General features: G+C 71.5%; 21 protein-coding genes, 3 pseudogenes and 1 riboswitch. Of the genes and pseudogenes, 8 read left to right on the forward strand and 16 right to left on the reverse strand.

What is annotated here, in order from left to right:
* Nucleotides 1-77: 77 nt before the first annotated feature.
* A complete protein-coding gene (locus H8R17_RS19870) occupies nt 78-1,439 on the reverse strand; it encodes a peptidase C39 family protein (protein WP_187824554.1) in 1,362 nt (453 codons plus the stop codon).
* Between the two features lie 230 nt (nt 1,440-1,669).
* Between H8R17_RS19870 and H8R17_RS19875 the strand changes: the two genes are divergently transcribed.
* Nucleotides 1,670-2,341 carry a hypothetical protein gene (locus H8R17_RS19875; RefSeq protein WP_316959460.1) on the forward strand — a complete coding sequence of 224 codons (672 nt, stop codon included), beginning with the start codon at nt 1,670-1,672 and terminating at the stop codon, nt 2,339-2,341.
* A 433-nt stretch (nt 2,342-2,774) separates the two neighbouring features.
* Nucleotides 2,775-4,634, forward strand: coding sequence for an AAA family ATPase (locus H8R17_RS19880; RefSeq protein WP_187824555.1), 1,860 nt, complete (start codon nt 2,775-2,777; stop codon nt 4,632-4,634).
* A gap of 359 nt (nt 4,635-4,993) precedes the next feature.
* Here H8R17_RS19880 and H8R17_RS19885 read toward each other — a convergent pair whose 3' ends face one another.
* The 9 genes from H8R17_RS19885 to H8R17_RS19925 form a co-directional block, all read right to left on the reverse strand.
* Nucleotides 4,994-6,079 carry a hemolysin family protein gene (locus H8R17_RS19885; protein ID WP_187824556.1) on the reverse strand — a complete coding sequence of 362 codons (1,086 nt, stop codon included), beginning with the start codon at nt 6,077-6,079 and terminating at the stop codon, nt 4,994-4,996.
* The gene (locus H8R17_RS19890) at nt 6,076-7,416 is read right to left on the reverse strand and encodes a hemolysin family protein (RefSeq protein ID WP_187824557.1); all 1,341 of its coding nucleotides are present in this window, start codon (nt 7,414-7,416) and stop codon (nt 6,076-6,078) included. Before H8R17_RS19890 ends, H8R17_RS19885 begins: the two co-directional genes overlap by 4 nt.
* A 233-nt stretch (nt 7,417-7,649) precedes the next feature.
* A complete protein-coding gene (locus H8R17_RS19895; protein ID WP_187824558.1) occupies nt 7,650-8,105 on the reverse strand; it encodes a PH domain-containing protein in 456 nt (151 codons plus the stop codon).
* 19 nt (nt 8,106-8,124) lie between these two features.
* Nucleotides 8,125-8,973: an ATP phosphoribosyltransferase gene (hisG, locus tag H8R17_RS19900; protein ID WP_187824559.1), complete on the reverse strand. Its 849-nt coding sequence runs from the start codon at nt 8,971-8,973 to the stop codon at nt 8,125-8,127.
* A 45-nt stretch (nt 8,974-9,018) separates the two neighbouring features.
* Complete coding sequence (locus H8R17_RS19905) at nt 9,019-9,291, reverse strand: phosphoribosyl-ATP diphosphatase (RefSeq protein ID WP_187824560.1); 273 nt, start codon at nt 9,289-9,291, stop codon at nt 9,019-9,021.
* Nucleotides 9,292-9,325: 34 nt separating this feature from the next.
* Nucleotides 9,326-9,811: a 6,7-dimethyl-8-ribityllumazine synthase gene (ribH, locus tag H8R17_RS19910; RefSeq protein ID WP_187824561.1), complete on the reverse strand. Its 486-nt coding sequence runs from the start codon at nt 9,809-9,811 to the stop codon at nt 9,326-9,328.
* Between the two features lie 25 nt (nt 9,812-9,836).
* Complete coding sequence (locus H8R17_RS19915) at nt 9,837-11,210, reverse strand: bifunctional 3,4-dihydroxy-2-butanone-4-phosphate synthase/GTP cyclohydrolase II (RefSeq protein ID WP_223125245.1); 1,374 nt, start codon at nt 11,208-11,210, stop codon at nt 9,837-9,839.
* Nucleotides 11,207-11,851, reverse strand: coding sequence for a nicotinamide riboside transporter PnuC (locus tag H8R17_RS19920; protein ID WP_187824562.1), 645 nt, complete (start codon nt 11,849-11,851; stop codon nt 11,207-11,209). The genes H8R17_RS19915 and H8R17_RS19920 overlap by 4 nt, the downstream gene beginning before the upstream one ends.
* Complete coding sequence (locus H8R17_RS19925) at nt 11,848-12,450, reverse strand: riboflavin synthase (protein WP_187824563.1); 603 nt, start codon at nt 12,448-12,450, stop codon at nt 11,848-11,850. Before H8R17_RS19925 ends, H8R17_RS19920 begins: the two co-directional genes overlap by 4 nt.
* 145 nt (nt 12,451-12,595) lie before the next feature.
* A riboswitch (FMN riboswitch) is annotated at nt 12,596-12,726 on the reverse strand.
* A 510-nt stretch (nt 12,727-13,236) separates the two neighbouring features.
* Between H8R17_RS19925 and H8R17_RS19930 the strand changes: the two genes are divergently transcribed.
* On the forward strand, nt 13,237-13,992 hold the full coding sequence (locus tag H8R17_RS19930) for an SDR family oxidoreductase (RefSeq protein WP_187824564.1): 756 nt from the start codon (nt 13,237-13,239) through the stop codon (nt 13,990-13,992).
* A gap of 1,074 nt (nt 13,993-15,066) precedes the next feature.
* On the opposite strand, the pseudogene H8R17_RS49300 reads toward H8R17_RS19930, so the two are convergent.
* Nucleotides 15,067-15,964 (reverse strand): annotated as a pseudogene (locus H8R17_RS49300) (ROK family transcriptional regulator); the annotation flags it as partial.
* A gap of 316 nt (nt 15,965-16,280) precedes the next feature.
* On the opposite strand from H8R17_RS49300, the gene H8R17_RS19940 reads away from it, so the two are divergent.
* Nucleotides 16,281-17,492 (forward strand): MFS transporter, encoded by a 1,212-nt coding sequence (locus H8R17_RS19940; protein WP_187824566.1) that lies wholly within the window; start codon nt 16,281-16,283, stop codon nt 17,490-17,492.
* A gap of 222 nt (nt 17,493-17,714) precedes the next feature.
* On the opposite strand, the pseudogene H8R17_RS19945 reads toward H8R17_RS19940, so the two are convergent.
* Nucleotides 17,715-17,935, reverse strand: a pseudogene (locus H8R17_RS19945) (glycoside hydrolase family 6 protein); the annotation flags it as partial.
* A 359-nt stretch (nt 17,936-18,294) separates the two neighbouring features.
* Between H8R17_RS19945 and H8R17_RS19950 the strand changes: the two are divergent.
* Complete coding sequence (locus tag H8R17_RS19950; protein ID WP_187824567.1) at nt 18,295-19,026, forward strand: alpha/beta hydrolase; 732 nt, start codon at nt 18,295-18,297, stop codon at nt 19,024-19,026.
* Nucleotides 19,027-19,080: 54 nt separating this feature from the next.
* Here H8R17_RS19950 and H8R17_RS19955 read toward each other — a convergent pair whose 3' ends face one another.
* Nucleotides 19,081-19,617, reverse strand: a complete 537-nt coding sequence (locus H8R17_RS19955; RefSeq protein WP_187824574.1) for a hypothetical protein — start codon at nt 19,615-19,617, stop codon at nt 19,081-19,083.
* A gap of 198 nt (nt 19,618-19,815) precedes the next feature.
* Here H8R17_RS19955 and H8R17_RS19960 point away from each other — a divergent pair, with 198 nt between their 5' ends.
* The 3 genes from H8R17_RS19960 to H8R17_RS47010 all read left to right on the forward strand — a co-directional run bounded on the left by H8R17_RS19960 (nt 19,816) and on the right by H8R17_RS47010 (nt 22,162).
* On the forward strand, nt 19,816-20,544 hold the full coding sequence (locus H8R17_RS19960; protein ID WP_223125246.1) for a DUF5995 family protein: 729 nt from the start codon (nt 19,816-19,818) through the stop codon (nt 20,542-20,544).
* A 121-nt stretch (nt 20,545-20,665) separates the two neighbouring features.
* On the forward strand, nt 20,666-21,598 hold the full coding sequence (locus H8R17_RS19965) for an LLM class F420-dependent oxidoreductase (RefSeq protein ID WP_187824568.1): 933 nt from the start codon (nt 20,666-20,668) through the stop codon (nt 21,596-21,598).
* A gap of 255 nt (nt 21,599-21,853) precedes the next feature.
* Entirely contained in the window at nt 21,854-22,162 is a 309-nt protein-coding gene (locus H8R17_RS47010; RefSeq protein ID WP_316959461.1) for a transposase, read from the forward strand.
* 121 nt (nt 22,163-22,283) lie between these two features.
* On the opposite strand, the gene H8R17_RS47015 is transcribed toward H8R17_RS47010, so the two are convergent.
* From H8R17_RS47015 to H8R17_RS19980, 3 genes and pseudogenes are all read right to left on the reverse strand, one after another.
* Nucleotides 22,284-22,817 (reverse strand): SMI1/KNR4 family protein, encoded by a 534-nt coding sequence (locus tag H8R17_RS47015; protein ID WP_262505366.1) that lies wholly within the window; start codon nt 22,815-22,817, stop codon nt 22,284-22,286.
* Nucleotides 22,818-23,035: 218 nt separating this feature from the next.
* Entirely contained in the window at nt 23,036-23,665 is a 630-nt protein-coding gene (locus tag H8R17_RS19975) for a DUF4304 domain-containing protein (RefSeq protein ID WP_187824569.1), read from the reverse strand.
* A gap of 759 nt (nt 23,666-24,424) precedes the next feature.
* Nucleotides 24,425-25,620: pseudogene (locus H8R17_RS19980) on the reverse strand (MFS transporter); the annotation flags it as partial.
* Nucleotides 25,621-25,812 lie beyond the last annotated feature (192 nt).

A 25,812-nucleotide genomic window follows, 5' to 3' on the forward strand; every position in this document is an offset into this window, starting at 1 on the left:
GGAGCGGCCCTTGCGGCCGAGACGTTGGTCACACGGATACGGCCCCCGGCGGCACCGGGGGCCGTACGCGGGCGGGCTCAGCGCACGCCGACCGCCGCGAGCGCTCCCCGCTGGCGCGCCGTCGGGCGGGCCGGGAAGTACAGGTAGCAGACCCCGCCGGTGCCGGAGACGACCTTGCCGGAGGCGTTGTACCGCTTGGTGCGCAGCCAGATGTTCTCCCACTCGCGCCGCTTGTAGACCCGCCGCACCGCCTCGTTGTTCGGCGCGGCCGGGTCGCCCGCGATCACGTCGCCGTCGGCGGTGAAGCCGATCACGGTCATCAGGTGCCCGGCGGTGCCGTACCCCGCTCCGGTCAGCTCCTCCTCGACGAAGGACTGGGAGGTGATCGCCGGGATGCCCGCCGCGATCAGCGTCTCCAGGTCCGTGAGCGAGCCGAGCCGGGTGACCACGCCCTGGAGGCCGTCGAACGTGGCCGCGTAGGCGGCGTTGAACGGCCAGTTGCCGCAGCCGGCGTACTGGTAGTCGTACGTGTACCGGGCCGCGTGGCACACCTGCGGGTCGGCGTACGACGGGTCGACCCACGCGAGTTGCTCCGGGGTGAGCCGCCCGCCCCAGTACTCGATGATCATCTGTGAGGAGGCGGGGCTGCACCAGGCCTCGCCGCCGTTGTCGTACTCGGGGTACTGGCCCTTGTGGATCTCCTGCGAGTAGCGCGGGACAGTCAGCTCCTTGGCCAGGCCGGGGGCGGAGGCCGGGACGGTGAAGCGGTCGGGGACGTCGGAGCCCATCGCGCCGAGCCGCCACACGGTGGGGGTGAGCCTGGTGCCCGGCTTGCGGTAGAGGGTCAGGCGCAGCCGGTACGAGGCGATGCGCAGGCCGGAGGCCGGGTCGTCGACGGAGAGGGTGTCCGTCCAGACGGTGCTCTTCCCGTCGCTCTGGTCGTCGACGGAGGTCCGCCGGATATCCCGGTCGCCGACCGCCCAGCGGCCCATGACGTACCAGGGGGTGCCGGTGCCGTCGCAGTACGTGCCCTTCAGCTCGACCTGGAGCCAGGTGCCGCCCGGGGTGTGCGCGTTCCAGGAGGCGATGACCTCCGTGGCGGGGACGGCGAGCCGGTGGACGGGGGACGTCCAGGTCGCGTACTCCCAGGTCGCGGACGTGCCGGTGTGCGGGTCGCGGTAGTCGGCCGTCCCGGCGGGGGTCGCCAGGGCCACGCCCGGCCGGGCGCCCGCGACGGCCCGGGTGCCCTTCGCTGTGCCGCCGCGCCAGTCGCCGTACGTCATCCAGGCCCGGTTGTCGACCGTGCGGGCCGGGGCTTCGGCGGTGTCGGCGGTGTCGTCCGCGCCTGCGGCGGCCGCCGGGCCGGCGCTGCCCGCCATCGCCGCGGCGACCGCGGCGGCCAGCACGGTTCTGCGGGACGGCTGTTCGGCTCTGCTCATGGGTGGATGGCCCCCAGGGTGTCCGGAGTCGGGCAGGGTCCGTTGCTCGGCTGTGCGCCCACTATGGACGGTCCCGACAGGGTCATGCCAGCACTGCGGAGGGTGCCACGCTGACCAATATTGGCCTCGACCACTGGCATGGACTGCCCGGGGGCGCGGAGGCGAACGCGGGGCGCACAGTGGCTGCGGCCGACAGCGCGCGGCGCAGAGGTACGGCCGCGCGCGCGTGCGTGGCCGTTAGAGTGCTGGCACCCCTGTCCGCCTCGTACCAGGACGCAGCCATTCACGATCTCGCCTCCCGGATCCGCCGCCTCAGCCCGTCCTGCGGCCCGGTCCGGCTGATCGGCGTCGACGGGCACGCCGGATCCGGAAAGTCCACGTTCGCCGGGCAGCTGGCCGCGCGGCTGGGCGGCGCGCCGGTGCTGCACCTCGACGACATCGCCAGCCACGACGAGCTGTTCGACTGGACCGGGCGGCTGGTGAGCGAGGTGATCGCACCGCTCGCCCGCGGCGAGACCGCGCACTACGCGCCCTACGACTGGCGGGCCGGCCGGTTCGGTCCCCCGCGCCCGCTGCCGCCCGCGCCGTTGATCGTGATCGAGGGTGTCGGCGCCGGACGGCGCGCGCTGCGGCCCTATCTGGCGCTGCTGCTGTGGATGGAGGTGCCGTACGAGGAGTCGTGGACGCGCGGCCGCTCCCGGGACGGTGAGGAGCAGCGGGAGTTCTGGGAGGGATGGGTCCGGGCGGAACAGCGGCACTTCGCCGACGACCCCTCGCGGCCGTTCGCCGATCTCCTGGTTCGACAGAGCGAGAAGGGGTATGAGGTGCTACCGGGACCCATGGGCATCATTGGACCGGACCACATTTTCACTCAGGGTGACGACCCATCGGCAATGTGCTGAACTCGTGAAGGCTCTTGCGGGGGAACTTGCCGGAGTGCTTCAACTCCGCTTGACCGACGGGCCGTACAGGACTTACGTTCTCAATGTGCGGCCATTCGGAGCCGCCCACAGACGCGAAGCCCCCGGTTGTTCCCCCGTGATCGGGGGCTTCGTTCTGTCCACGTCACGTTTTCCGGGCGCCGAGCGCCGCCAAACGCTCACCCTCGGTCACCGTGCCGCGTGCGCCCCATCTGCTCCCACCTCGCCAAACGGCTGGTACGGCACTCTTCGGTGACCGACCGACCCGCAGGTACGATGCCCTCGGTGCGACCTGTTGGACGGCTCTGCTGCGCGCACCTTGCAACTCCGGTCCGTGGAACAGCGGTTCGACGTGGCGGCCGGCGGGCGACGGCCCGGTGGCATACCGACGGGGGCACGGTTTGTGGGGGACGTGATGGACTTCGGCACGCAGGGCCCGCAGGCCCCGGCCGACCTCGCCTGGCTGCGGGGTGTGGACGCCTACACGATGGGCGCCTATCCGCAGGCCGAGGAGGAGTTCCGGGCCACGGTGCGGATGGACCCGGGGATGGCCGACGGCTGGCTCGGGCTGCACGCGCTGCGGGTCGACACGACGACCGCGCTGCTGCGCATGTTCCGACACCGGGAGCGGTTCGGCGAACAGCGCGCGCGGTACCGCCGGCCACTCAACTCCTGGTACTGGCTGGGGTGGTGGGTGCAGCCGGTGCTGGAGAGCTCCCGGGATCTGCTGCTCGCGCACGCCTCGCACTGGCTGGACGGCCGCCATGTGCCCGAGCTGGACCGGGCGCTCGCGGGGCTGCCGCCGGTGGACGCCGATCCGCAGGTGCGGTTCCTGCACGCCTGCCGTGCCTATCTCGTCAAGGACTGGGAGCAGCTCGTCCGGCACACCGATCCGCTGCTCGACGACGCCATGCTCGGTATCGAGACGGGTCTGTTCGGCGGCATGGCACGGGTGCGGCTGGAGATGTACCGGCAGGCCGAACCGCTGCTGTCCGCGGCGCTGATGCGGTGCCGCAGTGAGCAGCCGCAGCGCAAGGAGCTGCGGTATTGGCTGGCGCGGGCGCACGAGGGTACGGGGCGCAGTGCCGCCGCGTTGCCGTTGTACCGGGCCGTGCACCGGGTCGACCCCGCGTTCATGGACACCTCGGCGCGGCTCGCGGCGATCTCCGAGGGCGACGGGTACGACGACCCGGACGGGCTCGCCGCGTTCACCCTGGCCGGGACCGGGGACGCCGGGGACGGTCCCGACGGGCTCGATCCGCTGTTCGGCACCGAGGAGCGCGACCTGAAGCTGTCCGATCCCGAGCCGCCGCCGTCGGGTGCGCTGCCGTCGGTGACGGATCCGGCGGTGCGGGAGAAGATCTCGCCGGTGCCGTCACTGCCCTCCGGGCCGACCGATCCGGGGCTACTCGAGGAGGCGCTCGCCGAGTTGGAGCGCATGGTGGGCCTGGAGCCGGTGAAGCGGCAGGTCAAGGCGCTGTCGGCGCAGTTGAACATGGCGCGGTTGCGGGCCGGGCAGGGGCTGCCGGTGCAGCCGCCGAAACGGCACTTCGTCTTTTCCGGGCCGTCGGGTACCGGGAAGACCACGGTGGCGCGCATTCTCGGCCGGGTCTTCTACGCGTTGGGGCTGCTCGGCGGGGATCATCTGGTGGAGGCGCAGCGGGCCGATCTGGTGGGTGAGTATCTCGGGCAGACGGCGGTGAAGGCCAACGAGCTCATCGACTCCGCGCTCGGGGGTGTGCTCTTCGTCGACGAGGCGTACTCCTTGTCCAACACCGGGTATGGCAAGGGGGATGCGTACGGCGACGAGGCGTTGCAGGTGCTGCTGAAGCGGGCCGAGGACAACCGGGACCACCTGGTGGTGATCCTGGCCGGGTATCCGGAGGGCATGGACCGGCTGCTGGCGGCCAACCCCGGGCTGTCGTCGCGCTTCACCACCCGTGTGGACTTTCCCTCGTACCGGCCCCTCGAACTCACCGAGATCGGCAAGGTGCTTGCTGCCGAGAACGGTGATCTGTGGGACGAGGAGGCGCTGGAGGAGCTGCGGTCGATCGCCGGGCATGTGGTGGATCAGGGGTGGATCGACGAGTTGGGGAACGGGCGGTTTCTGCGGACGCTGTACGAGAAGAGTTGTGCGTATCGGGATCTGCGGTTGTCCGCGTATCCGGGGACGTTGACGCGGGACGATCTGGCGACGTTGCGGTTGCCGGATCTTATGCAGGCGTACGGGGAGGTGCTGTCGGGGAGGGGGCCGCAGGATCCGTCGGCGCTGTAGCTGTCGGCAGTATTGGCGTTGGCGCGGTGGGCACCGGGGTTGGTGCGGGGTGAATGCGTCAGCTGACCGCTTGTGTCCGGCGCCCGGCGCTGGTGCCGGCCGGGGGTGGGTTTCGCTTGCCCGCACCGGCGGGGTGCCTCCCCCACGCTCGAACGAGCTCGCGCGGGCACCCCCATCGCCCCCCCAGCGGCACGACTGCCCGCAGCTACCTCGGGTTCGCCGCTGCCGGATGGGGCGCCGTCCTCAGGCGGCACGCATGCCCGCAGTTGGGGTCTGTTGCGCAAGTGGCGCCTGCCGCGCGACGCCACTTTCGCAACAGACCCCAGGTGAGCCGAAGGCACGCGGTGCGCCATGTGGGGTCAGGCTGTCAGGGCGCCCTCCGGTTCGTCGCTTGCTCTTGGTTCTGTCAGTTTTACTTCCGGGGTTTCCCTGTGTGCGGGGTCGCGTACCTCGCCTACCAGGAGTTCCAGGACGTCCTCCAGGGTGACCAGGCCGAGTACCTTGCCGGAGGCGTCGGCTACCTGGGCGAGGTGGGTGGCGGCGCGCCGCATGACGGTCAGGGCGTCGTCCAGGGGGAGTTCCGGGCGCAGGGTCGTCATGGGGCGCCACAGGTGCTGCGGCACCGCGCGGTCGGAGCCCTCCAGGTCGAGGACGTCCTTCACGTGCAGGTAGCCCATGAAGGCGCCGTTCTCCGCCGCGACCGGGAAGCGGGAGTAGCCGGTGCGGGCGGTGAGGTCGACGATCCGGCCCGGGGTGACCGAGGGGCTGACGGTGACCAGAGACTCGCGCCGCAGCAGGACGTCCGTCACGGGGCGGGAGCCCAGCTCCAGGGCGTCTTCCAGGCGCTCCGCCTCCTCGGGGTCGAGCAGGCCCGCCTGGCCGGAGTCCTCTACGAGCCGGTTGAGCTGTTCACTCGTGAACACGGCCTCGACCTCGTCCTTGGGCTCGACGCGGAAGAGCCGCAGGATGCCCTGGGCGATGGCGCCGAGGGCCACGGTGATCGGCCTGCAGAAGCGGGCGAAGTAGACCAGGCCGGGGCTGAGCCACAGCGCCGCCTTCTCCGGTGCCGCCATCGCCAGGTTCTTCGGGACCATCTCGCCGATGACGAGGTGGAAGAAGACCACCGTGGCGAGTGCGATGACATAGCCGAGCGGGTGGATCAGACAGTGCGGAAGGTGGATCCACTCGAACACCGGCTCCAGCAGATGCGCCACCGTCGGCTCCGCGACCGCGCCCAGCGTCAGCGAGCAGACCGTGATGCCGAACTGGGCCGCCGCCATCATCTGCGGCAGCCGCTCCAGGCCGTACAGCACCTGCCGGGCCCGGGCCGTGCCGAGCGGTTCGATCTGACTGCGGCGTACGGAGACGAGCGCGAACTCGGCACCGACGAAGAAGCCGTTGGCGAGCACGAGCAGTCCGGCGAAAGCGAGTTGGAGCAAGCTCACCGGGCTGCCTCCACGACGGAGGGCGCGGTCACCGGGGCCGTCCTGACCAGCCTGACCCGCTCGGCGCGGTAGTGACCGACCTGGCGCACGGACAGCCGCCAGCCGGGCAGTTCCGCCTTGTCGCCGACGGCCGGGATGCGGCCGAGCAGGTCGGCGACCAGTCCGGCGACGGTCTCGTACGGCCCCTCGGGCACGTCGAGGCCTATGCGCTGCAGGATGTCGACCCGGCAGCTGCCGTCGGCGTCCCACGCGGGCCTGCCGTCCTCCGGTGGTGCGGCGGCGAGTTCGGGCAGGTCGTGCCCGTCGTGCTCGTCGCGGACCTCGCCGACGATCTCCTCCACGATGTCCTCCAGCGTGACCACGCCGGCCGTGCCGCCGTACTCGTCGACGACGACCGCGATGGGCTGCTCACTGCGCAGCCGGGCGAGGAGGGGGCGTACGGGCAGGGTCTCCGGGACGAGCAGGGCCGGGCGGGCGATGCGGACGACCGGGGTCCGCAGCCGGTCGTGCACCGGGACCGCCAGCGCGTCCTTGAGGTGGACCATGCCGACGATCTCGTCGATCTTCTCCCGGTAGACGGGGAAGCGGGACAGGCCGGTGGCACGGGTCAGGTTGACCACGTCCTCGGCGGTGGCCGAGGACTGCAGGGCGCTGACCTTCACGCGCGGGGTCATGACGTGCTGCGCGGTCAGCTCGCCCAGGGACAGGGTCCGTACGAAGAGGTCGGCCGTGTCCTGCTCCAGGGCGCCGGCCCGCGCGGAGTGCCGGGCCAGCGAGACCAGTTCGCCGGGGGTCCGGGCGGAGGCCAGTTCCTCGGCGGGCTCGAAGCCCAAGGCGCGCACCAGTCGGTTCGCGACCGCGTTGAGCCCGGCGATCACCGGGCGGAACAGGCGGGCGAAGGCGTGCTGCGGGCCGGCGACGAAGCGCGCGACCTGCAGGGGCCGGGACACCGCCCAGTTCTTGGGCACGAGTTCGCCGATCACCATCTGCACGGCGGAGGCCAGCAGCATGCCGACCGCCACGGCCCCGCCGGGCACCCCGCCTTCGGGGATGCCGACGGCACGGAACGGACCGCCGAGCAGCTCCGCGAGCGCCGGTTCGGCGAGCATGCCGACGACGAGGGAGGTGATGGTGATGCCGAGCTGGGTGCCGGAGAGCTGGAAGGACAGTTCCTTGAGCGACTCGACGACCCGGCGGGCGCGGCGGTCGCCGTCGGCGGCGGCCTTCTCGGCGTCCGGCCGCTCGACCGTCACGAGGCCGAACTCGGCCGCCACGAAGAATCCGTTGGCGAGAATCAGCAGGAACGCGGCTGCCAGGAGCAGCAGAGGGGTTGTCATGATGCCGCCGCCTCCGCATGGTCGCGTACCTCAAAAACGGGGTCCGCGGTATGTCGGGAGGGGGCGGCGCAGGTACTACAGGACGATCCGTCCATCGCCGGAGAGGGTCACTCCTCGCGTAGCAGGAACCCCTGTGCACCGGGCGGGCGGCAGGGGCGGAGACGCGATGGTCGCGTCTCCGCCACCAGATTAATCAAGACAGGGGCCGGTGCGGCAGGGCCGACGTCCCCGAGTCAACCCTGACGGGTCTCGGGGTCCGCCGTGGAGCGTGCCTCGGCGAGCGCCCGCAGGGCCCGTGCGTCGGCGAGGGCATGCTGCTTGGCGATGCCCGGCTGGATGCCGAGCGCGGGCAGGCTGGTGCCGTCGCTGAGGTTGAGGAACACCCAGGGGTCGCCCGGGCGGAGGTTCACCTGGACGATCTCGGCCCAGTCGAGGCGTCGCCGGCTGGCGATGTTGACGACGGTGACGCCGGACTCGTCGGCGACGACCTTGGGCCGGGACAGCAGGAGCAGGGCCCCGGCCAGCAGGGCGCCGGTGAACACGAAGCTGAGGCGCTCGCCGACGCTGAGCCGCTCCAGCAGCATCGCGACCGTGGTGATGACCACGAAGATCGCGGCGCCGGCGGACAGCAGCACGGCACGCGTGCGGCCCGGCCGGAACGTGACGGGCAGGGTGGGCAGATCCGACATGGCTTGCTCCGGATCCCGGTCAGAGACGGCAGGCGTGGATGGCCGTGGTCAGGATGGCCCGGGCGCCGAGGTCGTACAGGTCGTCCATGATCCGCTGGGCCTCCTTGGCCGGGACCATGGCCCGGACGGCGACCCAGCCCTCGTTGTGCAGCGGGGAGACCGTCGGCGACTCCAGGCCCGGGGTGAGCGCGACGGCCTTCTCCAACTGCTCGACGCGGCAGTCGTAGTCCATCATCACGTACGTCCGGGCCACCAGGACGCCCTGGAGGCGGCGCAGGAACTGCTGCACCTTGGGCTCCTCGCCGTCCGTGCCGGTACGGCGGATCACGACCGCCTCGGACTTCATGATCGGCTCGCCGACGACCTCCAGGCCCGCGTTGCGCAGCGAGGTGCCGGTCTCGACGACGTCCGCGATGACCTGGGCGACGCCGAGCTGGATGGCGGTCTCGACGGCGCCGTCGAGGTGGACGACGGAGGCGTCGATGCTGTTGTCGGCAAGGTGCCCCGCGACGATGCCCTCGTAGGAGGTGGCGACCGTCCTGCCGGTCAGGTCCGCGAGGGCGCCGATGGTGCCGGGCTTGGCGGCGTAGCGGAAGGTGGAGCGGGCGAAGCCGAGCGGAAGGATCTCCTCGGCGTCGGCGCCGGAGTCGATCAACAGGTCGCGGCCGGTGATGCCGATGTCGAGCTGCCCCGAGGCGACGTAGATCGCGATGTCGCGGGGGCGGAGGTAGAAGAACTCGACGTCGTTCTCCGGGTCGACGATCCGCAGTTCCTTGGACTCGCGGCGCTGCTGGTAGCCGGCCTCATGCAGCATCTCCGCCGCAGGGCCGGAGAGTGAACCCTTGTTGGGGACGGCGATGCGCAGCATGAGGTCGGCTTCCTTTGCGTGGTTTCGTACAGGAACGGGTGCGGCTTACAGGTGGGCGTAGACGTCGTCGAGGGAGATCCCGCGCGCGAGCATCATCACCTGGACGTGGTACAGCAGCTGCGAGATCTCCTCGGCGGCCGCCTCCTTGCCCTCGTACTCGGCTGCCATCCAGACCTCGGCGGCCTCCTCGACGACCTTCTTGCCGATGGCGTGGACACCCTTGTCCACCAGCTCTGCGGTGCGGGAGGTGGCGGGATCGCCGTGGGCGGCCTTGTGCTGGAGCTCGGTGAAGAGCTCCTCGAACGTCTTCTTGGACATGGTGGCGCCCACTCTACGCGGTGTGCCGGACCGCCTACCGCCACGGTTCGGATACTGAGCGGAGGGTGGCCGCGGTCGCCACCGCCGCCGTCACCGCCTCGTGCCCCTTGTCCTCGCTGGAGCCGGGCAGGCCGGCCCGGTCCAGGGCCTGCTCGTCGGTGTCGCAGGTCAGCACGCCGAAGCCGACGGGGACGCCGGTGTCGACGGAGACCTGGGTGAGGCCCTGGGTGACGCCATGGCACACGTACTCGAAGTGGGGGGTGCCGCCGCGGATGACGACGCCCAGGGCGACGATCGCGTCGTAGCCGCGTCCGGCGAGGGCCTTGGCGACCACCGGGAGCTCCCAGCTGCCGGGGACCCGGAGCAGGGTCGGCTCGTCGATGCCCAGGTCGCGCAGGGCGCGCAGGGCGCCGTCCACCAGACCGTCCATCACCTTCTCGTGCCACTGCGCCGCGATGACGGCGACCCGCAGGTCACCCACATTGCGTACGGACAGCTCCGGTGCACCCTTGCCGCTCACGTTCTCGTGTCTCCTCGGTGTTCTGTTACTGGTTGCCGCAGGTGGCCGCGGGGGTCGTGTCCAGCCAGGGCAGGTCGTGGCCCATCCGGTCCCGCTTGGTGCGCAGGTAGCGGAGGTTGTGCTCGCCCGCCTGTACAGGCATCGGCTCGCGGCCGGTGATCTTCAGGCCGTGCCGGACGAGTGCGTCGCTCTTGTCGGGGTTGTTGGTCATCAGGCGCAGGCTGCGGACGCCGAGATCCTCCAGGATCTGCGCGCTCGCACCGTAGTCCCGGGCGTCGGCGGGCAGGCCCAGCTCCAGGTTGGCATCGAGCGTGTCGCGGCCGCGCTCCTGGAGTTCGTACGCGCGCAGCTTGGACAGCAGGCCGATGCCGCGGCCCTCGTGTCCGCGCAGGTAGACGACCACGCCCCGGCCCTCGGCCTGGATCCGCTCCAGCGAGGTCGTCAGTTGGGGGCCGCAGTCGCAGCGCAGGGAGTGGAAGACGTCGCCGGTGAGGCACTCGGAGTGGACGCGGACCAGGACGTCCTCGCCGTCGGCGATGTCGCCGTGGACGAGGGCGACGTGCTCGACGCCGTCGACGGTGGAGCGGTAGCCGTACGCCGTGAACTCGCCGTAGGACGTGGGCAGCTGGACCTCGGCCTCGCGGCGGACGGTGGGCTCGGAGGTCCGGCGGTAGGCGATCAGGTCCTCGATGGAGATGATCGTCAGGCCGTGCTTGCGGGCGAACGGGATCAGCTCGGGCAGGCGCAGCATGCGGCCGTCCTCGTCGGCGATCTCGACGATGGCGCCGGCCGGGCGCAGGCCCGCGAGCCGGGCCAGGTCGACGGCGGCCTCGGTGTGGCCGTTGCGGGCGAGCACGCCGCCGGGCTTGGCGCGCAGCGGGAAGATGTGGCCGGGGCGCACGAAGTCGTCGGCCTGGGCCGTGCCGCTCGCGAGCAGCTGGAGCGTGGTGGCGCGGTCGGAGGCCGAGATGCCGGTGCTCACGCCGTGCGCGGCGGAGGCGTCCACGGACACCGTGAACGCGGTCTTCATCGACTCGGTGTTGTCCTGGACCATCTGCGGGAGCAGGAGCCGGTCCAGTTCCTCGCCCTCCATGGGGGCGCAGATCAGGCCGCGGCACTCGCTCATCATGAAGGCGACGATCTCGGGGGTGGCCTGCTCGGCGGCGACGACGAGGTCGCCCTCGTTCTCCCGGTCCTCGTCGTCCACGACCACGACCGGGCGGCCGGCCGCGATGTCGGCGATGGCCTGCTCGACCGGGTCGAGGGTGAGGTCCTCGAAGCCGTCGGTGCTGTAGAGGACCGGTGGGATCGAGGGGGTGGCGCGCTGGGTGTCCTCCCAGGCCTTCCGCTCTGGGGGAGCCTCGTTCAGGGTGGTGGCGGGAGACGGGTGGGCGGTCATGCGGGCGCTCCTTCCATGACGGGCCGCGCGGCCTCGCGGGAGCGCAGCCACCAGTCGCGCAGGCCCCACAGGACGAGCGCGCCGTAGAGGACGTAGACGAAGCCGGAGAAGGCGAAGCCGTTGGCGAAGTTGAGCGGCACGCCGACCACGTCGACGAGCAGCCAGGCGAACCAGAACTCGACCATGCCGCGCGCCTGGGCGTACATGGCGACGATCGTGCCGACGAAGATGTAGGCGTCGGGCCAGGGGTCCCAGGACAGGGACGGGAAGGCGGTGAACAGGCCGCCGACCGCGAGCGTGCCGAGGGCGGCGGCGCCGGCCAGCACCCCGCGCTCGCGCCAGGTGGCGAACCGTACGGCGATGGAGCCGTCCTGGGTCTGCTGCCGGCCGCGGTGCCACTGCCGGAAGCCGTACCCGGCGACGAGCATGACGACGATCTGCTTGCCGGCGCTGCCGGAGAGGTGGGCTGTGGCGAAGGCGGCGAAGAGGATCAGGCCGGAGAGGAACTGGGCAGGCCAGGTCCATATGGAGCGCCGCCAGCCGAGGGCGAGACCCAGCAGACCGATCACGTTGCCGATCATGTCCGACCACTTGATGTGCTGGCCGAACACCGTGAAGGCCTCGGAGTTGAGCCAGTTCACCGGTCGGCTCCCTGCCCGGCGAGCAGCCGCTCGACGTACTTGGCGATCACGTCGACCTCGAGGTTGACCGGGTCGCCGCTCTGCTTGTGGCCGAGCGTGGTCAGGGCGAGCGTCGTGGGGATGAGGCTGACGGTGAAGTAGTCGGGGCCGGCGTCGACGACGGTGAGGCTGATGCCGTCGACGGTGATGGAGCCCTTCTCGACGACGTACCGGGTCAGGTCCGCGGGCAGCGAGATCTTCACGATCTCCCAGTTGTCGGAGGGCTTGCGCTCCAGGATCTCGCCGGTGCCGTCGACGTGGCCCTGCACGATGTGCCCGCCGAGGCGGGTGCCGACGGCGGTGGGGCGTTCGAGGTTGACGCGGGAGCCGACGGTGACGACGCCCAGGCTGGAGCGGTTCAGGGTCTCGGCCATCACGTCGGCGGTGAACTCGTCGCCCTCGTGGTCGACGACCGTGAGGCAGACACCGTTGACGGCGATGGAGTCACCGTGTTTCGCGCCCTCGGTGACGACGGGGCCACACAGCCGGAAGCGGCAGGCGTCGCCGAGGTTCTCGACGGCGGTGACCTCGCCCAGCTCTTCGACGATTCCGGTGAACACTTCCCGGGTCCTCCTGCCTCTTCGGGCACGGACTCCGGGGCTGTCGATGACGACAGAAAGATACGAGCGAGGACACCGGGAACGACGCCGGACGGAACTCGCCCACGGGCGAACCGGTACGGCGGCGCGCACGCATGCCCGCCCGCCGCGCACTGCCTCCCATCCGGACTTTCACCGTCGGTCCAGGAGTTTCACCTGGTCAACCGGCCGCTGGAGGCGACCGGGTCGCGGACTTTAACCGCCGGTTCGGACTTTCACCGACCCCGGAGTGCGCTGCTACTGATACAGGGCCAGTGTGCCACGGCTGATCGACGTCCATTCGGGCGGAGGGTGTGGAGTGCCTCACAGGGCGTGCCACTGGACATCCGGGGCGGGCCATGGCACCCCAACTCACGCCTTCACACCCAGGCTTGAGCTTGGTTCACACCTATTGGCCGTATGGTCTAGACCTCACTGGGGTCGGCGCAGCGGCCCGGCGGCGGTGACGACGGCCCTTGCCCGTCGCCGGGCCTCTCGCCCTCGCGCGGCGCGGGCGCGCTGGCCGCGTGGGCGGGCGACACGCTTCTCGGGCTGATCGGCTTCGACTGGCATGCCGGGCTGATCACACGCGTGCGGGCGGTGGTGAACCCGGACAAGCTGGAGTTCGTACGCCGTCAGCTGGTCCGTCCGTAGCCATCTGGGGATTTCGTCCGTAGGCCGACTGTCACATTTCAGAAGGGCTACTCGGTCCTGTTGACGAAGGGCGTTCCACCCGGGAGCGCCCGGTTTCCGAAGGGGCTGAACAGCATGACCACGATTCTGGTGACCGGCGGCACCGGAACGCTCGGCCGGCTCGTCACCGAGCGGCTGCGGGCGAACGGGCACGAGGTGCGGGTGCTCAGCCGGCACGCGCAGCCGTACGCCGTCGATCTGCGTGAGGGCGGGAGCGGTCTGGACGCGGCCGTCGAGGGTGTGAACACGATCGTGCACTGCGCGAGCTCACCACGTGGCGGTGACGAGGAGGCGGCGGCGCATCTGATCGCGGCGGCGCGGCGGGCGGGTGTGGGCCACCTCGTCTACATCTCGATCGTCGGCGTCGACCGGGTGCCGCTCGGTTACTACGAGACCAAGCTCGCCGTGGAGAAGCTGATCGAGGAGTCGGGGCTCGGCTGGACCGTGCTGCGGACGACGCAGTTCCACGATCTGCTGGTCACGGTGTTCCAGGCGTTGTCGAAGCTGCCCGTGATGCTGCTGCCTTCCGGGGTCAAGGACCAGCCGGTCGAGGTGGCCGAGGTCGCGGACCGGCTGGGCGAGCTGGCCCTGGGCGCGCCCGCGGGGCGGGTCGAGGACATGGGCGGCCCGGAGGTGCGCACGTTCGAGTCGCTGGCCCGCGCGTATCTGACGGCGACCGGGCGGCGGCGTCCCCTCGTGCGGGTGCCGCTGTGGGGCACCGCGTACCGCGGCTTCCGCGGGGGCGGGCATCTCGCGCCGGAGCAGGCGGTGGGCAAGGGCACGTTCGAGGAGTACATGAGCCGGCGGTTCGGGGCGGGAGGTCGTGGGTGAGTGGGGGTGAGCGGGCGGTGAGTGGCGGCGGGCCGTTGACGCGTGGGCGCGGGCGATCGGGGCATGGGCGGCGGGGGTGGCTGCGGGCGGGGCTGGGGCTGTTGGCCGGGGCTCAGGTGGTGCTCGCGCTGAGGCAGATGCTGCTGCCGGAGGTGTTCTGGGACTGCCGCTGGGTCTCGGTGGTTCCGCCGTACAACGAGCGTCTGCTGCACCACCTCGGCGGCGGGAACCTCGCGATCGCAGTGTCGGGCACCTGCGTGCCAGGCGTCGCGGGGCAGACGGGGTTGTGTCGGACAGGCTCTAGCTAGCGCTCCGGCGGGGCGAACAGATCGTCCTGTGCGCGGTCCCGGGCCGTGAGCAGTGCCCCGCGCAGTACGGCGGCGCCGCCCAGCGCGCTGGGTCTCACCTCCGTGGGCAGCGGCGACATCCGCCGGATCCGCGCCGCCACGCGCGAGGCCAGTTCCTCCCCGCCGGCCTGCCCGACCTCCCCGCCGAGCACCACGCACCCGGGGTCCAGGATCGCCACGACGGAGGCGACACCGACGGTGATCCGATCGGCGAGCGCGTCGAGGAAACGGGCGGCCTGCCGGGCAGTGGGCGGGGCGGGCGCGAGGGCGTCGGGTGGGACGGGGACGGCGCGGCTGACGCCGGGTGGGCCGGGCGGGACGGGGCCGACGCCACGTGGTCCGGGCGCGGTGTGGTCATCGCCGTGCGAGCCGGACCCGGGCGGCTCACCACCGACCGGACCTGCCCCGGCAGCTCCGTCGCCGAACACCCTTGCCCCGCCGGACCCCACACGGGGCACCGACCCAACCGGGCCACCACCGAGCGCCCCCTGCCCACCAAACCCACTCCCGCCCGCTCCCGACCCGGGCACCCTCGCCCCACCGGACCCACCACCAGGCACCGACCCAACCGAGCCACCACCGAGCGCCCCCTGCCCACCAGACCCACTCCCGCCCGTGCCCGGCCTGGCAACCCCCTCACCGAGCATCCTCGCACCGTGCGAGTCGGCGCCGAGCGAAGTCGCCTCAGTCGCGGTGTCGTCCCCCGGCCCGGAAGCCGGCCCTGCCGCAACCGCTGCCGCAGCCCGCCGCACCAGTTCCGCTGCCGCGGGCTCCCGTGTCGTCGGTGCGGATATGCCGTGGCTCCTGGCCAGGTCGGCCACCGCGGCCGCCGCTGCCAGGGAGTGGAAGCCGCCCTCGCAGTCCGTCGCCGACGGGAGGGCCGGTGTTCCCGGGACCGGCAGGAAGCCGATCTCGCCGGTGCCGCCGGAGGTGCCCCGGCGGAGGGTGCCGTCGAGGACCACCGCCGCGCCCGTGCCGTGGCCGAGCCAGAGGAGGACGAACGTGTCGCGGTCCCGGGCGGCGCCGTCACGCTGCTCCGCCAGGGCCGCGAGGTTGGTCTCGTTCTCGACGCTGACGCGGGCCTCGGGCAGCCGTTCCTGGAGAGCCGCCACCAGCCGGCGGTGCCACTCCGGCAACCCCGTCGAGACGCGCAGTTCGCCGCTGCCCGGGTCGATCAGACCGGGCGCCCCGATTCCGACGGTGTGCAGCCGGTCGGCCCCCGCATCCTTGGCCACGCGCTCGACCAGCGCGACCGCCTGCTCCACCGCGGGCCCGGTACCCGCCTCGTCGCCGATCGGCACCGAGGCCTCGGCCAGCACCCGGCCCAGCAGGTCGGACACCACCACCGCGACGCCCTCGGTACGCACGTCCAGCGCGGCCAGGTGCGCGCGGCCGGCGACGATGCCGTATACCCGCGCGTTCGGTCCGCGGCGCTGCTCCCCCGCCTCCCCGACCACCTCGATCAGACCGGCGGCGGTGAGGCGTTCGACGAGGTCGGCGACGGTCGGCCGGGACAGGCCGGTCAGTTGCTTCAGCTGCCCCGCCGTCAACGGACCCTCCTCCTGCAACAGGCGCAGGGCGAGCCGGTCGTTGATGGCCCGGGCGGTGCTCGGGGATGCGGGCATGCCGGGATCCTCCCAGATCGGAGGGGCCGCTCAACGCCGGACCAAGGCCCGACCCATGCCTGGCCAAGGCCTGGCCGACGTCCGATCAGCACCCCGCCAAGTCCTGGCCGACGCCCGGCCAGGGCCTGGCCGGCATGCGGCCAGCTCCCGGCCATCGTCCGACCGCGAACGCCGTCGTCCGAGCGGAACCCGGCCGGCGTCCGACGGGCGCCCGGCTGACGGCCCCTGTTAATCCCCTTATCCATCAGGCAGGGTTCCTGATAGTTTACGCCGGCACCGCTCAGCCGGGGCCGGGGTGCGGCAGAAGGGGGCGACAATGAGCGCAGTGGTCTACGAGCAGCGCGAGGTGAAGCGTGCCCGGTACGCCGTGGCCGCCGTGTTCGCCGTGCACGGCGCCGTCACCGGCTCGTTCGCGACCCGCGTGCCGTGGATCCAGGACCACGCCGGGGTGAGCCCCGGCCAGCTGGGCGTCGCGCTCGCCTTCCCGGCGCTCAGCGCGTCCCTCTTCATGCCGCTCGCCGGCCGGATCAGCCACCGCCTCGGCGCCCGCACCGCCCTGCGCGGCATGATCGCGCTGTGGACCCTCGCCCTGGTCCTGCCCTCCCTCGCCCCGAGTTTCCTCACCCTGTGTCTGGCCCTGTTCGTCTACGGCGGCACCGCGGGCCTGGCGGACGTGGCGATGAACGCCCTCGGCGTCGACATCGAGAACCGCCTCGGCCGCTCGGTCATGTCCGGCCTGCACGGCATGTGGAGCGCGGGCGCCCTGATCGGTTCGGCGGCCGGCACACTCGCCGCGCACCTGGGCTCGGACGCCCGGCTGCACCACGCGCTGGCCGCCGCGGCCCTCACCCTGATCGGCGTGGCGGCCTGCCGCTGGGTGCTCGACCTGCAACCCGCCGAGGACGAGGAGCCGCCGCCAAGGTTCGCGTTGCCGCCCCGCTCGGCGCTGCTCATCGGCGCGATCGGGTTCTGCGCGGTGTTCGCGGAGGGCGCGAGCCTGGACTGGTCGGCGGTCTATCTGCGCGACCAGCTGAAGACCTCGGCCGGTCTCGCGGCGGCGTGCACGACCGGGTTCACGCTCACCATGGCGATCGCCAGGATCGCCGGCGACAAGGTCGTGGACCGGTTCGGATCCGTGCGCACGGTGCGCGCGAGCGGCGCCCTCGCCGTGCTGGGCGGGCTGCTCATCGTGCTCGCGGAGCACCCGGCCATGGCCATGACCGGCTTCGCGCTGCTGGGGCTCGGCATCGCGGTCGTCGTGCCGCTGTGCTTCGCGGCGGCGGGCCGCAGCGGGCCGAACGCCAGCCAGGCCATCGCGGGCGTCGCGACCATCACCTACACCTCGGGCCTGATCGCGCCGAGCGCGATCGGCGGGCTGGCGCAGGCGACCAGCCTGGTGGTGTCGTTCGGCCTGGTGACGGTGCTGTCGGGCGGCCTCGTGGCATTCGCGGGTGTGCTGCGCGCGGGCGACCGCGACCGGCCGAAGGTCAGCCGGCCGGACGCAACGGTTCCCGACCCGCGGCCCTGAACGCCTCGCTCCACGGCGCCGGGCGCAGCGTGTCCCCGTGTCGGGCGTCGGGTTCCGTCGCCTTCCTGCTCGCGACCCGCGGCCTGGTGCCCAGCTACCTGGCTTGTTCCCTGGACCAGAGGATCAGGCCGAGAGAGCTACCCGCTGGGGCGCTTGCAGCCGAGGACCGCAGTGAAAGGACGGCATCTCCAGCTCCTACGACACCGAGGGCGACGGCGCGGCTCAGCGCGCCAAGTCGTAGGCGCACGAGGGTGTGAACGTACCCGGTGCCCCCTTGCAGCCGTGCGACTCCACCGGCAGCTTCACCCACAGATAGGCGTCGATCCGCTCCTCACCGGTGTGCAGCGTCGGTGTCCGGCCGATCCTGCGGCCGCCGGGTCGCACCACTCGCCGTCGGCCGGTGCGCCGTTGCCGTTGCGGCTGGCGTCGATGACCGCGCTCAAGTCCTCGGCCGCTGAAGTCGCGGTCGTCACCGCTCGTGGCGGCTGCGATGAGACCGAAGTAGCTCTGCGTAGTGGTGCGATTTCGCCACGCTGCGATCACGTCACAGGCCCGAAGCCCTCAACTACACGGCCTCGACCTCGGCCTTTAAGGCGAGTGGCTCCGTGGCATCCGGCCACGGAGCCTCCGCAAAAACCCGTGGCGGAACACGGCGACCACTGCTACTTTTCCGTAGGCCGTGCGAGAGAACCAGGAGGTGGTACCCGTGAACGTATCGACATGGGTTCTCTCCTCCGGGGTCACGGTCGGGCGATAGGTCGTCCGGGAGCGCCGTACATGAGCACTCCCGAAAGGCACGACCATGCAATTCACTTCTGAACAGCGACTCGACGACGGCGTCCTCGAGCGCGAATTCACCCTCGGCGAGATCCCCGGCATCCTGTGGACGCCCGCATCCGCACCGGCGCCGCTGATCCTGATCGGCCACCCCCCGCTCGGACTGCACAAGATGTACCCCCGGCTGGCGGGGCGGGCCCGGTACTACGCGGCGGAGTACGGCTTCGCCGCGGCCACCATCGAGCTCCCCGGGAGCGGTGAACGGCCCCGTTGGGCCGCCGCCGAGCAGGCCCGCGCCGACCTGCGCCGGGCGATGGAGGCCGGCGAGCCGGTCGGCGACGAGATCGTCGACGCCCTCATCCTCCCGCTGGTCGAAAAGGCGGTCCCGGAATGGCAGGCGACCCTGGACGCACTCCTTTCGCTGCCCGAGATCGGCGGCCCGGTCGGGTACGAGGGGGGAGTGATCTCCATCGGCGTCCGCCTTGCGGTGGTCGAGCCGCGCATCGTGGCCGCCGGCTTCTTCGCCGGGAGTCTCGTACCCGCCGCCATGTTCGAGGAGGCCCGCCAGGTCACCATTCCGCTGCATGTCCTGTTGCAATGGGACGACGAAGGGAACGACCGGCAGGCGGCCCTGGACCTGTTCGACGCCTTCGGCTCCAGGGAGAAGACCCTGCACGCCAATCTCGGCGGGCACACCGGCGTCCCGCAGTTCGAGCTCGACGCCGGGGCCCGGTTCTTCGCCCGGCACCTGAGGTGAGGCCGGGCCGTCAGGCCACCAGCGGACGGTAAGCCGTGTTGGCCGGCATGCCGCTCATCGAGGACAGGCCCGGCCCTCCTCGATGGCGGCGGCCGACAGATGCACGACCGCCCCGAGCCCGGCGGTACCGGCCGGTCGGGGCGGCGCTCGGTCGCCTGCCCGGCGATCCGCAAGGTGCGGGCCGAGTGCCTTACGGCGTGGGCCCAGCTGATGGAGGCGCTGGTGGCCGAGCAGCTCGGCGATCTGGCCCAGGAGTTCGGCGATGCGCTCGCGCTGGTTGGCGATCTCGGCGTGGGCGGCTTTGAGGGCCTCTTCGGTGTTCAGCGCGCGCTCACGCCAGGAAGCCCCGATCATCTGGTGCTGGGCTTCCTCGGCATCGGCCCTAAGGGTCCTTGCACTATGAGCGCCCTTCTTCTTCTCCGCAGTGGGCGACGGCGAGGCCGATGTGCTCACCGAGGGGGACGGGGACGGCTCGACGGCCAGGGCGTCCAGGGTGGTGGGTGAGCGCGTCACCCGGGGCCGGGCCTCGTCGGAGCCCCGTCCCTCGCCGAGCGCGGACATCGTGCCGGTCGCGGTGCCGACCGCGACCACGACGGACGCCGCGCCGCGAGCATCGCCCTGCGCCGGGCGGCCCGTCGGCGCTCCGCCCTGCGGGCGGCCAGACGCCGGGCACGCATGCCTGACACGGTGCTGTTCCCCCCTCCCCCACGGCGGGCGCGTTACCCCGTTCCGGGGAAGCGCCGGGCCCGCCGGTAGTCCCGCCACCCCGAAGGTGCGACTCTGCACCGTATGGCGCAATGCGAACAAATCCTCACCCCCGACGCCCCCGTTCACACCTCCGCCGGCCCTGTTGACACCCCCGTCGACGCCGTCGTCTCCCGGATGCGCGCCCTCGACGCGGCCCTGCCGGCCCGGGACGGGGTCGCGGTGTTCAACCGCGTCTACCTCGCCGTCACCGAGGCGGTCGACCGGCGCATCGACGCCGGGCGGTTCCCCGACGCACGGGCCGCGATCACGCTGGACGTATGCTTCGCGGAGCGCTACCTGACCGCCGTCGACGCCACCCGCGAGGAGCGGAGCACACCCGCCTGCTGGCGGCCGCTGCTGCGCTACCGCCGCCATCCCGGCGTACGGCCGTTGCAGTTCGCGCTGGCGGGCATCAATGCGCACATCGGCCACGACCTGGCGCTCGCCGTCGTGGACGCCTGTCGTAGCCTCGACTGCGAACCCGCCGATCTGGAGGACGAGTTCGACCGGGTGGGCGATCTCCTCGTCTCGCTGGAGGAGCGCATCCGCGAAGATCTGATGCCGGGCCCCGACCTCCTCCAGATCGCCGACCCGCTCACCCATCTGCTCGGCTCCTGGAGCCTGGAGCGCGCCCGGGACGCCACGTGGTCCACGGCCCGCGCGCTGTGGGCGCTGCGCCGGCTGCCCGACCTCACCGAGGAGTTCACCGAGCGGCTGGACGCTGCGGTGGGGTTCGCGGGGCGCATGCTGCTCACGCCGCTGCCGGACTGATCTCGGCCACGCCGTGCCGTAGACCTGCTGCAGCCGGGCACCCGAGTTATGTTGACGATTGAACCGTCTGAGGTGAACTGGACGGATCGCCTGAGGCGAACCGACGCAAAGGAGCGTACGCATGGCCATCCGGCTGGGACTGAGTCTCCCCCAAGCGCGGCAGTACGACATCGGACGCGACGTCCCGGACGTGGCGCGCGCCGCAGAGCAGATCGGCTACGAGAGCCTGTGGGTCTACGAGCGCGCCCTGTTCCCGGAGCCCCAGACCCAGGGCCTGTACGGCGTCCCCGGCCTGCCCTGGCCCGAGATGTACAGGGGCGTGCCCGAACCGTTGGTCACCCTGACGCTGGCCGTGTCGGCCACCGAGCGGGCGCGGCTCGGCACGAGCGTCCTGGTGGCCCCGCTGCACAACCCGTTCCAGCTGGCCAAGTCCCTCGCCACGCTGGACGCGGCGAGCGGCGGCCGGGTCGTCGTGGGCCTGGGCACGGGCTGGTCGGTCGACGAGTACGCGGCGGCCGGGGTCGCCCCCTTCGAGGAGCGCGGCCGTGTCCTGGACGAGATCCTCGACGTGTCCCGGGCGGTGTGGGGCCCGGACCCGGTGGCGTACGAGGGCCGCATCACCAAGATCCCGTCGGCCGTGATCGGGCCCAAGCCCGCCCGGCCGATCCCCGTCATGCTGCCCGCCAACAGCAAGAAGGCGATGACCCGGCTCGTCGACCGCGCCGACGGCTGGATGCCGATCGCCATGGGCGCCGGCCAGCTCGCCACGCAGTGGCGGCAGGTGCAGGACCTCGCCGCCGAGCGCGGCCGTACCTCTCCGGTCGATTCGGTGGTGCGGGCGAACGTGCAGTACTCCGCGAAGGCATACGACGGCGCGGACCGTGCCGCGTTCCAGGGGAACGTCGAGCAGATCGTGTCGGACCTCAAGGAACACGCCGACGAAACGGGCCTCCCGGAGTTCTTCCTTGAGCTCCAGGGCACGGTGCGGGACGCCCAGGAGCTGAAGGACGTGGCCGCCGAGCTGTACGAGGCGGCACGGGCCGCCGGGATCTGAGCCCCGGCCGGGGGCAGTCCTCCGGCAGCTCGACGGGCGCGATCGCGTCGTACACGTCACCGGGGCCGGGGTTGGCCGGGTCGGTCGCCCCGCCGAGGTGGTGCATGACGCCCCAGACCGCGTTCAGCGCGGTCTGGACGGCGCCCTCGGCCCAGCCCGCCGTCCAGGGGTCCCGCCGGTAATGCTGATGGATTGAACGCTAAGGAATGATCATGGTCTGATCCGTGAAACAGGGGGGTGCCCCTGAGCGGGTCGGTGAAAGCGAACAAGGCGATGGGCCTGCACAACCTGCCCGCCAAGTCCTGGCAGATCAACGAGGCATGGATGCTGAGCGCGAATCTCGCCGCCGATCTGGACGCCTGGCTCCGCCTGCTCACCCCGCACGATCACCCCGGCCTGGCCGACGTCGAGCCGGACACCATGCGGTTCCGGCTCTACCACCTCCCGGCCCGCCTCGCGAAGCACGCCCGCCGCCGATGGCTACGGATCGAGCACACCTGGCCCTGGGCGAACGCGTTCACCACCGCCTGGCGGCGACTGACCGACCTCCCCGCCGCCACCTGACCCACCAGCACCCGCCCCAACGAGAACCGGGGAGGAGAGGACCGCACCACCCCGGGAGACGTTAAACCCCGGCGCACCCCGCAGCGTCACGCGACGGCCCGCCCTCGAACAGCAGAGGACATTACGGGCGAACCGCCGAGACGAAAAACGACAAGCCCCAGCTGACGGATCGAGGTTCAGGCGGGCTCGAAGAACGGCTCGGGCACGGAATCGGCCGGAATAGGGGATCGGTGAGGATCCGGTACAGGAACTCCGTGGCGGTCATCTCGTAACGGTGCCAGTACTCGGAGTCCTTCATCTTGGCGAGGACCGCCATGCGTCCACCGGCGCCGTCTGTGACCTGCCAGAAGAACATGTCGGCCGCACGCGTAGTTCCCCAGGGGAACAGCCCTCCTGTGGTCCCGGGCACATGGATCGGGTAGGGAGCCCACGGGCCGCCTGAAGGGTCGTCGTCCGCCAGCAGAGCGCGCCACATACTCAGCAGATCCGTCACGTGGGTCTCGTCGGAGCAGAGCACCGACACCACCTGCGAGAACTCGCCGGCACCGAACGCCTGGTACAACTGCTTGTAGTCACTGGGCAGTTCGGTCCCCAGCTCACGCTTCGATCGCCGCCCAGGGCTGCGCGGCACCCCGCGCGTCACGACCTGTGGCACGGAGAAGAAGGCCCACCCACATGACAAAACCTCCGTAGCGCGCGCTCCCGCCACGGCCCCAATCGACCCCAGACGTTCCAAGTCACGACCCGCATGCATGGGACGTTACCGTCCGGGTCAGCGGGCACGGCGGCTACCGATGCGGGACCATCACGCGTGACTCACAGGTGCGGCCTGCCAGTCCTGGTCCACGAGTACCGGCACCGTCGTCAACTCTGTCAGGACTGAAGACCGCGTCTCATATCGACCCAGCGGGTGAAGAGTTCAACGAACGGATCGTTTTCGCCCATCCTGGAGAGCAGACCCTGAACCCTCTCTGGAGGGTAGTCGTCAACCATGAGCAGCAACTCCGACTGGAGCGCCCCGCGACGACGCATCGACGGCGTTTCCGGCGACTGGATCGCCGCGAGAAGGTTCTCTCGGACGAGCAGTTGGCGGATCCTTGGAACCTCGGCCACCAGCGCTTCGCCAAGTACCTTCCCCACCTCGGCGCGGTTCCTGTCGCCAAAGGCCCATCTCGTACGGAAGACACCCGACGAAGCAGGGTCATGAGCCGCCGAATCCGGCGGCATCAAAGAGTAGGACGCCAGGGCCCCCGATTCCTTGACCTCGGGAACTCCGGCAACCATGTACTGCCGGTTCAAGAACTGCCAATGAGGCTCCGGAACGAACGAACACTGGGTATGAAAAACCACTGCATGAGGATCAATGCGCATGGGCGTGAAGTGGATGAAGGCAACATCTCCAGAGTCGCCGTCGAGTCTGTATACCTGTCCCTTCTTTCTGAAGCCAAGGGGCTTCAGCCTGGGCGTTACAAATTCTTTCAAGAAGTCGGACAGTTCCTTCATGGCCATCACCAGCTATTTCGATTATGCGGGACATCAAGCGGCCAGCCCATACCCGGTGAGAGCGGCCGCCTGCGCCTTGGGCTGCCTGCGGGCCCATCACGGTCGCACCCGCGACCACTGCCATGCCAGCCCGACGGTCGAGCCGGGCCGGCCGGAGCTCTGGAGTAGGGCGGTGCGCATGCGTGTTCCTCACCGGTACGCGGGGGTTTTCGGGGGTCGCATCGACGGTACGGTCGGCCGGTTCGGCCGGACAAGACGGAGCCGTTGCGCGCCGGGGAGCCGAGCGTTGCGTTCGGCGCGGGCTGGGCGGCGATTCGTTGCACGCCCCTTTTCCGCTCGTACTCCGACTCCGCCCTGAGGCGCAGGGCGGGGCCGGGTTCCCCCGCCGGGCGGCGGAGGCGCGGTGACGTCCTCAGCGCGATGTGGCGCGGGACGGGCGCCCGGACAGTGGTGACCGCCCGCTTCGCCAAGTCGGACTGTCCGCCTGGCCAGCCGAAAGGACCGTCATGAACCGTCGTACGAAGACCGCTGTGGCGGGAGGCCGCCGCGCTCACCGGCACGGCCAGGCTGTACCGCTCGGCCGGGGACGACATCACGTTCTCCTTCGACGCGCACCTGGCGGCGAAGGACAATGACGAACCGCTGAAGGCGACCGGTACCTTCGAGTGGGGCCACGACGCCGACGGCGAGACCTCGGCCACCGGGACCGGCTCGGGTCGGCACCCTTCGAGAAGGCCAAGCAGGGCACCGGCCACTTCGGGGTCGTGCCCGGGCAGCCGAAGCTCTGGCCGCCAGCAACAGCGCCGTCACCAGATACGGCACCGCGAACAGCGCGAACGCGGTGCCGTGCGTGGTCGTCGAGCCGGCCGCCGCGTACAGCCCGTACACGGTGAGGGTGGTCAGCTCGGTGCCCACTCCGGCGATCGAGGTCAGCGTGGCCCGGCCCGTGCCCTCTATGCGCTTCTGCAGCCAGGCGTCGGCCAGGACGCTCGCCAGCTGGAAGCCGCCGAAGGCGAGGCCCACCAGCGCGATGGCGGCCGGTGTCCGGGCCGCCGCGCCCACGGCGAGGGCCAGCGCCGAGGCCGCGAGCAGGCCGGCGAGCCCGGTCGGGCCGAGGCGTTCGGCGGCCCCGGCCAGCAGGCCGCCGGCCGTGGCACCGGCCCAGATCAGCAGCAGCAACCACGGAACGGTGCCGTCGGCGACGCCGGTGTCGCGGACCAGCAGCGGGGTGTACTCGTCGAGCGCGCCCCACACGGCGGTGACGGCCGGGACGAGCAGCAGCGCGCCGCGTACCGGTTACCGCGGGCCTCGGCGAGGCCGGCCCGCAGCGTCACGGCCCAGCCGTCGCCCCCGGTGTCCGCGCGCCGGTCGCCGTGCTCGGGGAATCCGGCGGCGACCGCCGATGCCAGCAGGCAGGCCAGCACGCTGGCCAGTCCCACCAGTTGGTAACCGCCGGCCGCGAGCACCGGCCCGGCCAGCGCCATCGCTGCCACGACTCCGAGCAGCCCGGCGGACTGGGCCCGGCCCATCACGCGCGCGTACCGGCCGGCCGCGCCGTGGTGGTCGAGTTCCTCGTACACCAGCGCCTCCAGCGCGCCGGAGCCGAGGGCTCCCCGTACGCCCCAGAGCACGAAGCCGGCGGCGAACGCCCAGTACGAGGGAACCAGCACCCACAGCGCGAAGCCGGCGGCGCCGAGGAGCGGCCCGAGCCACAGCAGCGTCCGCCGGGAGACGGCGTCGGCCCAGGCACCGGAGGGGATCTCGACGAGCAGGCCCGTCAGCGACCACAGGACGAACAGGGAGGAGATCTGCCAGAGCGACAGACCGGTGTCGGCGAACAGCAGCGCGTACACCGGGTACAGCAGGACGAACTCGTCAAGGAACGCGTAGCCGTACAGCGTGGCCGTCAGGCGCCGCAGACCGGCGGCGGGCACACGCGTGGGTGAGAGTGTCATGGGGCCTTCCCGCAGGGACGAATCGGACACCGGAGGTACGGCGTCCGAGGCGGCCCTCGGGAGGCATGGCTGCGGGATCAATGTCGCCAGGTCATGGCACCAATGCTAGTGCCCCGGCAGGCAACGTTCGCCCCGTCGCGACGCCCGGCACGCCCTCTCGCCGCACCGGCCGAAAGCCCAAGTACGTCCAGT

Origin of the sequence: Streptomyces sp. TRM68367, from assembly GCF_014495685.1 — a bacterium.
GTDB lineage: Bacteria > Actinomycetota > Actinomycetes > Streptomycetales > Streptomycetaceae > Streptomyces.

Excerpts from the sequence above, each read along its gene's own strand:
- hisG (WP_187824559.1), bottom strand. The coding sequence starts at position 8,973 with ATGCTGCGCATCGCCGTCCCCAACAAGGGTTCACTCTCCGGCCCTGCG.
- H8R17_RS19895 (WP_187824558.1), bottom strand. The coding sequence starts at position 8,105 with ATGTCGGATCTGCCCACCCTGCCCGTCACGTTCCGGCCGGGCCGCACG.
- H8R17_RS19950 (WP_187824567.1), top strand. The coding sequence starts at position 18,295 with ATGCAATTCACTTCTGAACAGCGACTCGACGACGGCGTCCTCGAGCGC.
- H8R17_RS19960 (WP_223125246.1), top strand. The coding sequence starts at position 19,816 with ATGGCGCAATGCGAACAAATCCTCACCCCCGACGCCCCCGTTCACACC.
- H8R17_RS19890 (WP_187824557.1), bottom strand. The coding sequence starts at position 7,416 with ATGACAACCCCTCTGCTGCTCCTGGCAGCCGCGTTCCTGCTGATTCTC.
- H8R17_RS19975 (WP_187824569.1), bottom strand. The coding sequence starts at position 23,665 with ATGAAGGAACTGTCCGACTTCTTGAAAGAATTTGTAACGCCCAGGCTG.
- H8R17_RS19870 (WP_187824554.1), bottom strand. The coding sequence starts at position 1,439 with ATGAGCAGAGCCGAACAGCCGTCCCGCAGAACCGTGCTGGCCGCCGCG.
- H8R17_RS19965 (WP_187824568.1), top strand. The coding sequence starts at position 20,666 with ATGGCCATCCGGCTGGGACTGAGTCTCCCCCAAGCGCGGCAGTACGAC.
- H8R17_RS19880 (WP_187824555.1), top strand. The coding sequence starts at position 2,775 with ATGGACTTCGGCACGCAGGGCCCGCAGGCCCCGGCCGACCTCGCCTGG.
- H8R17_RS19905 (WP_187824560.1), bottom strand. The coding sequence starts at position 9,291 with ATGTCCAAGAAGACGTTCGAGGAGCTCTTCACCGAGCTCCAGCACAAG.
- H8R17_RS19940 (WP_187824566.1), top strand. The coding sequence starts at position 16,281 with ATGAGCGCAGTGGTCTACGAGCAGCGCGAGGTGAAGCGTGCCCGGTAC.
- H8R17_RS19915 (WP_223125245.1), bottom strand. The coding sequence starts at position 11,210 with ATGACCGCCCACCCGTCTCCCGCCACCACCCTGAACGAGGCTCCCCCA.
- H8R17_RS19930 (WP_187824564.1), top strand. The coding sequence starts at position 13,237 with ATGACCACGATTCTGGTGACCGGCGGCACCGGAACGCTCGGCCGGCTC.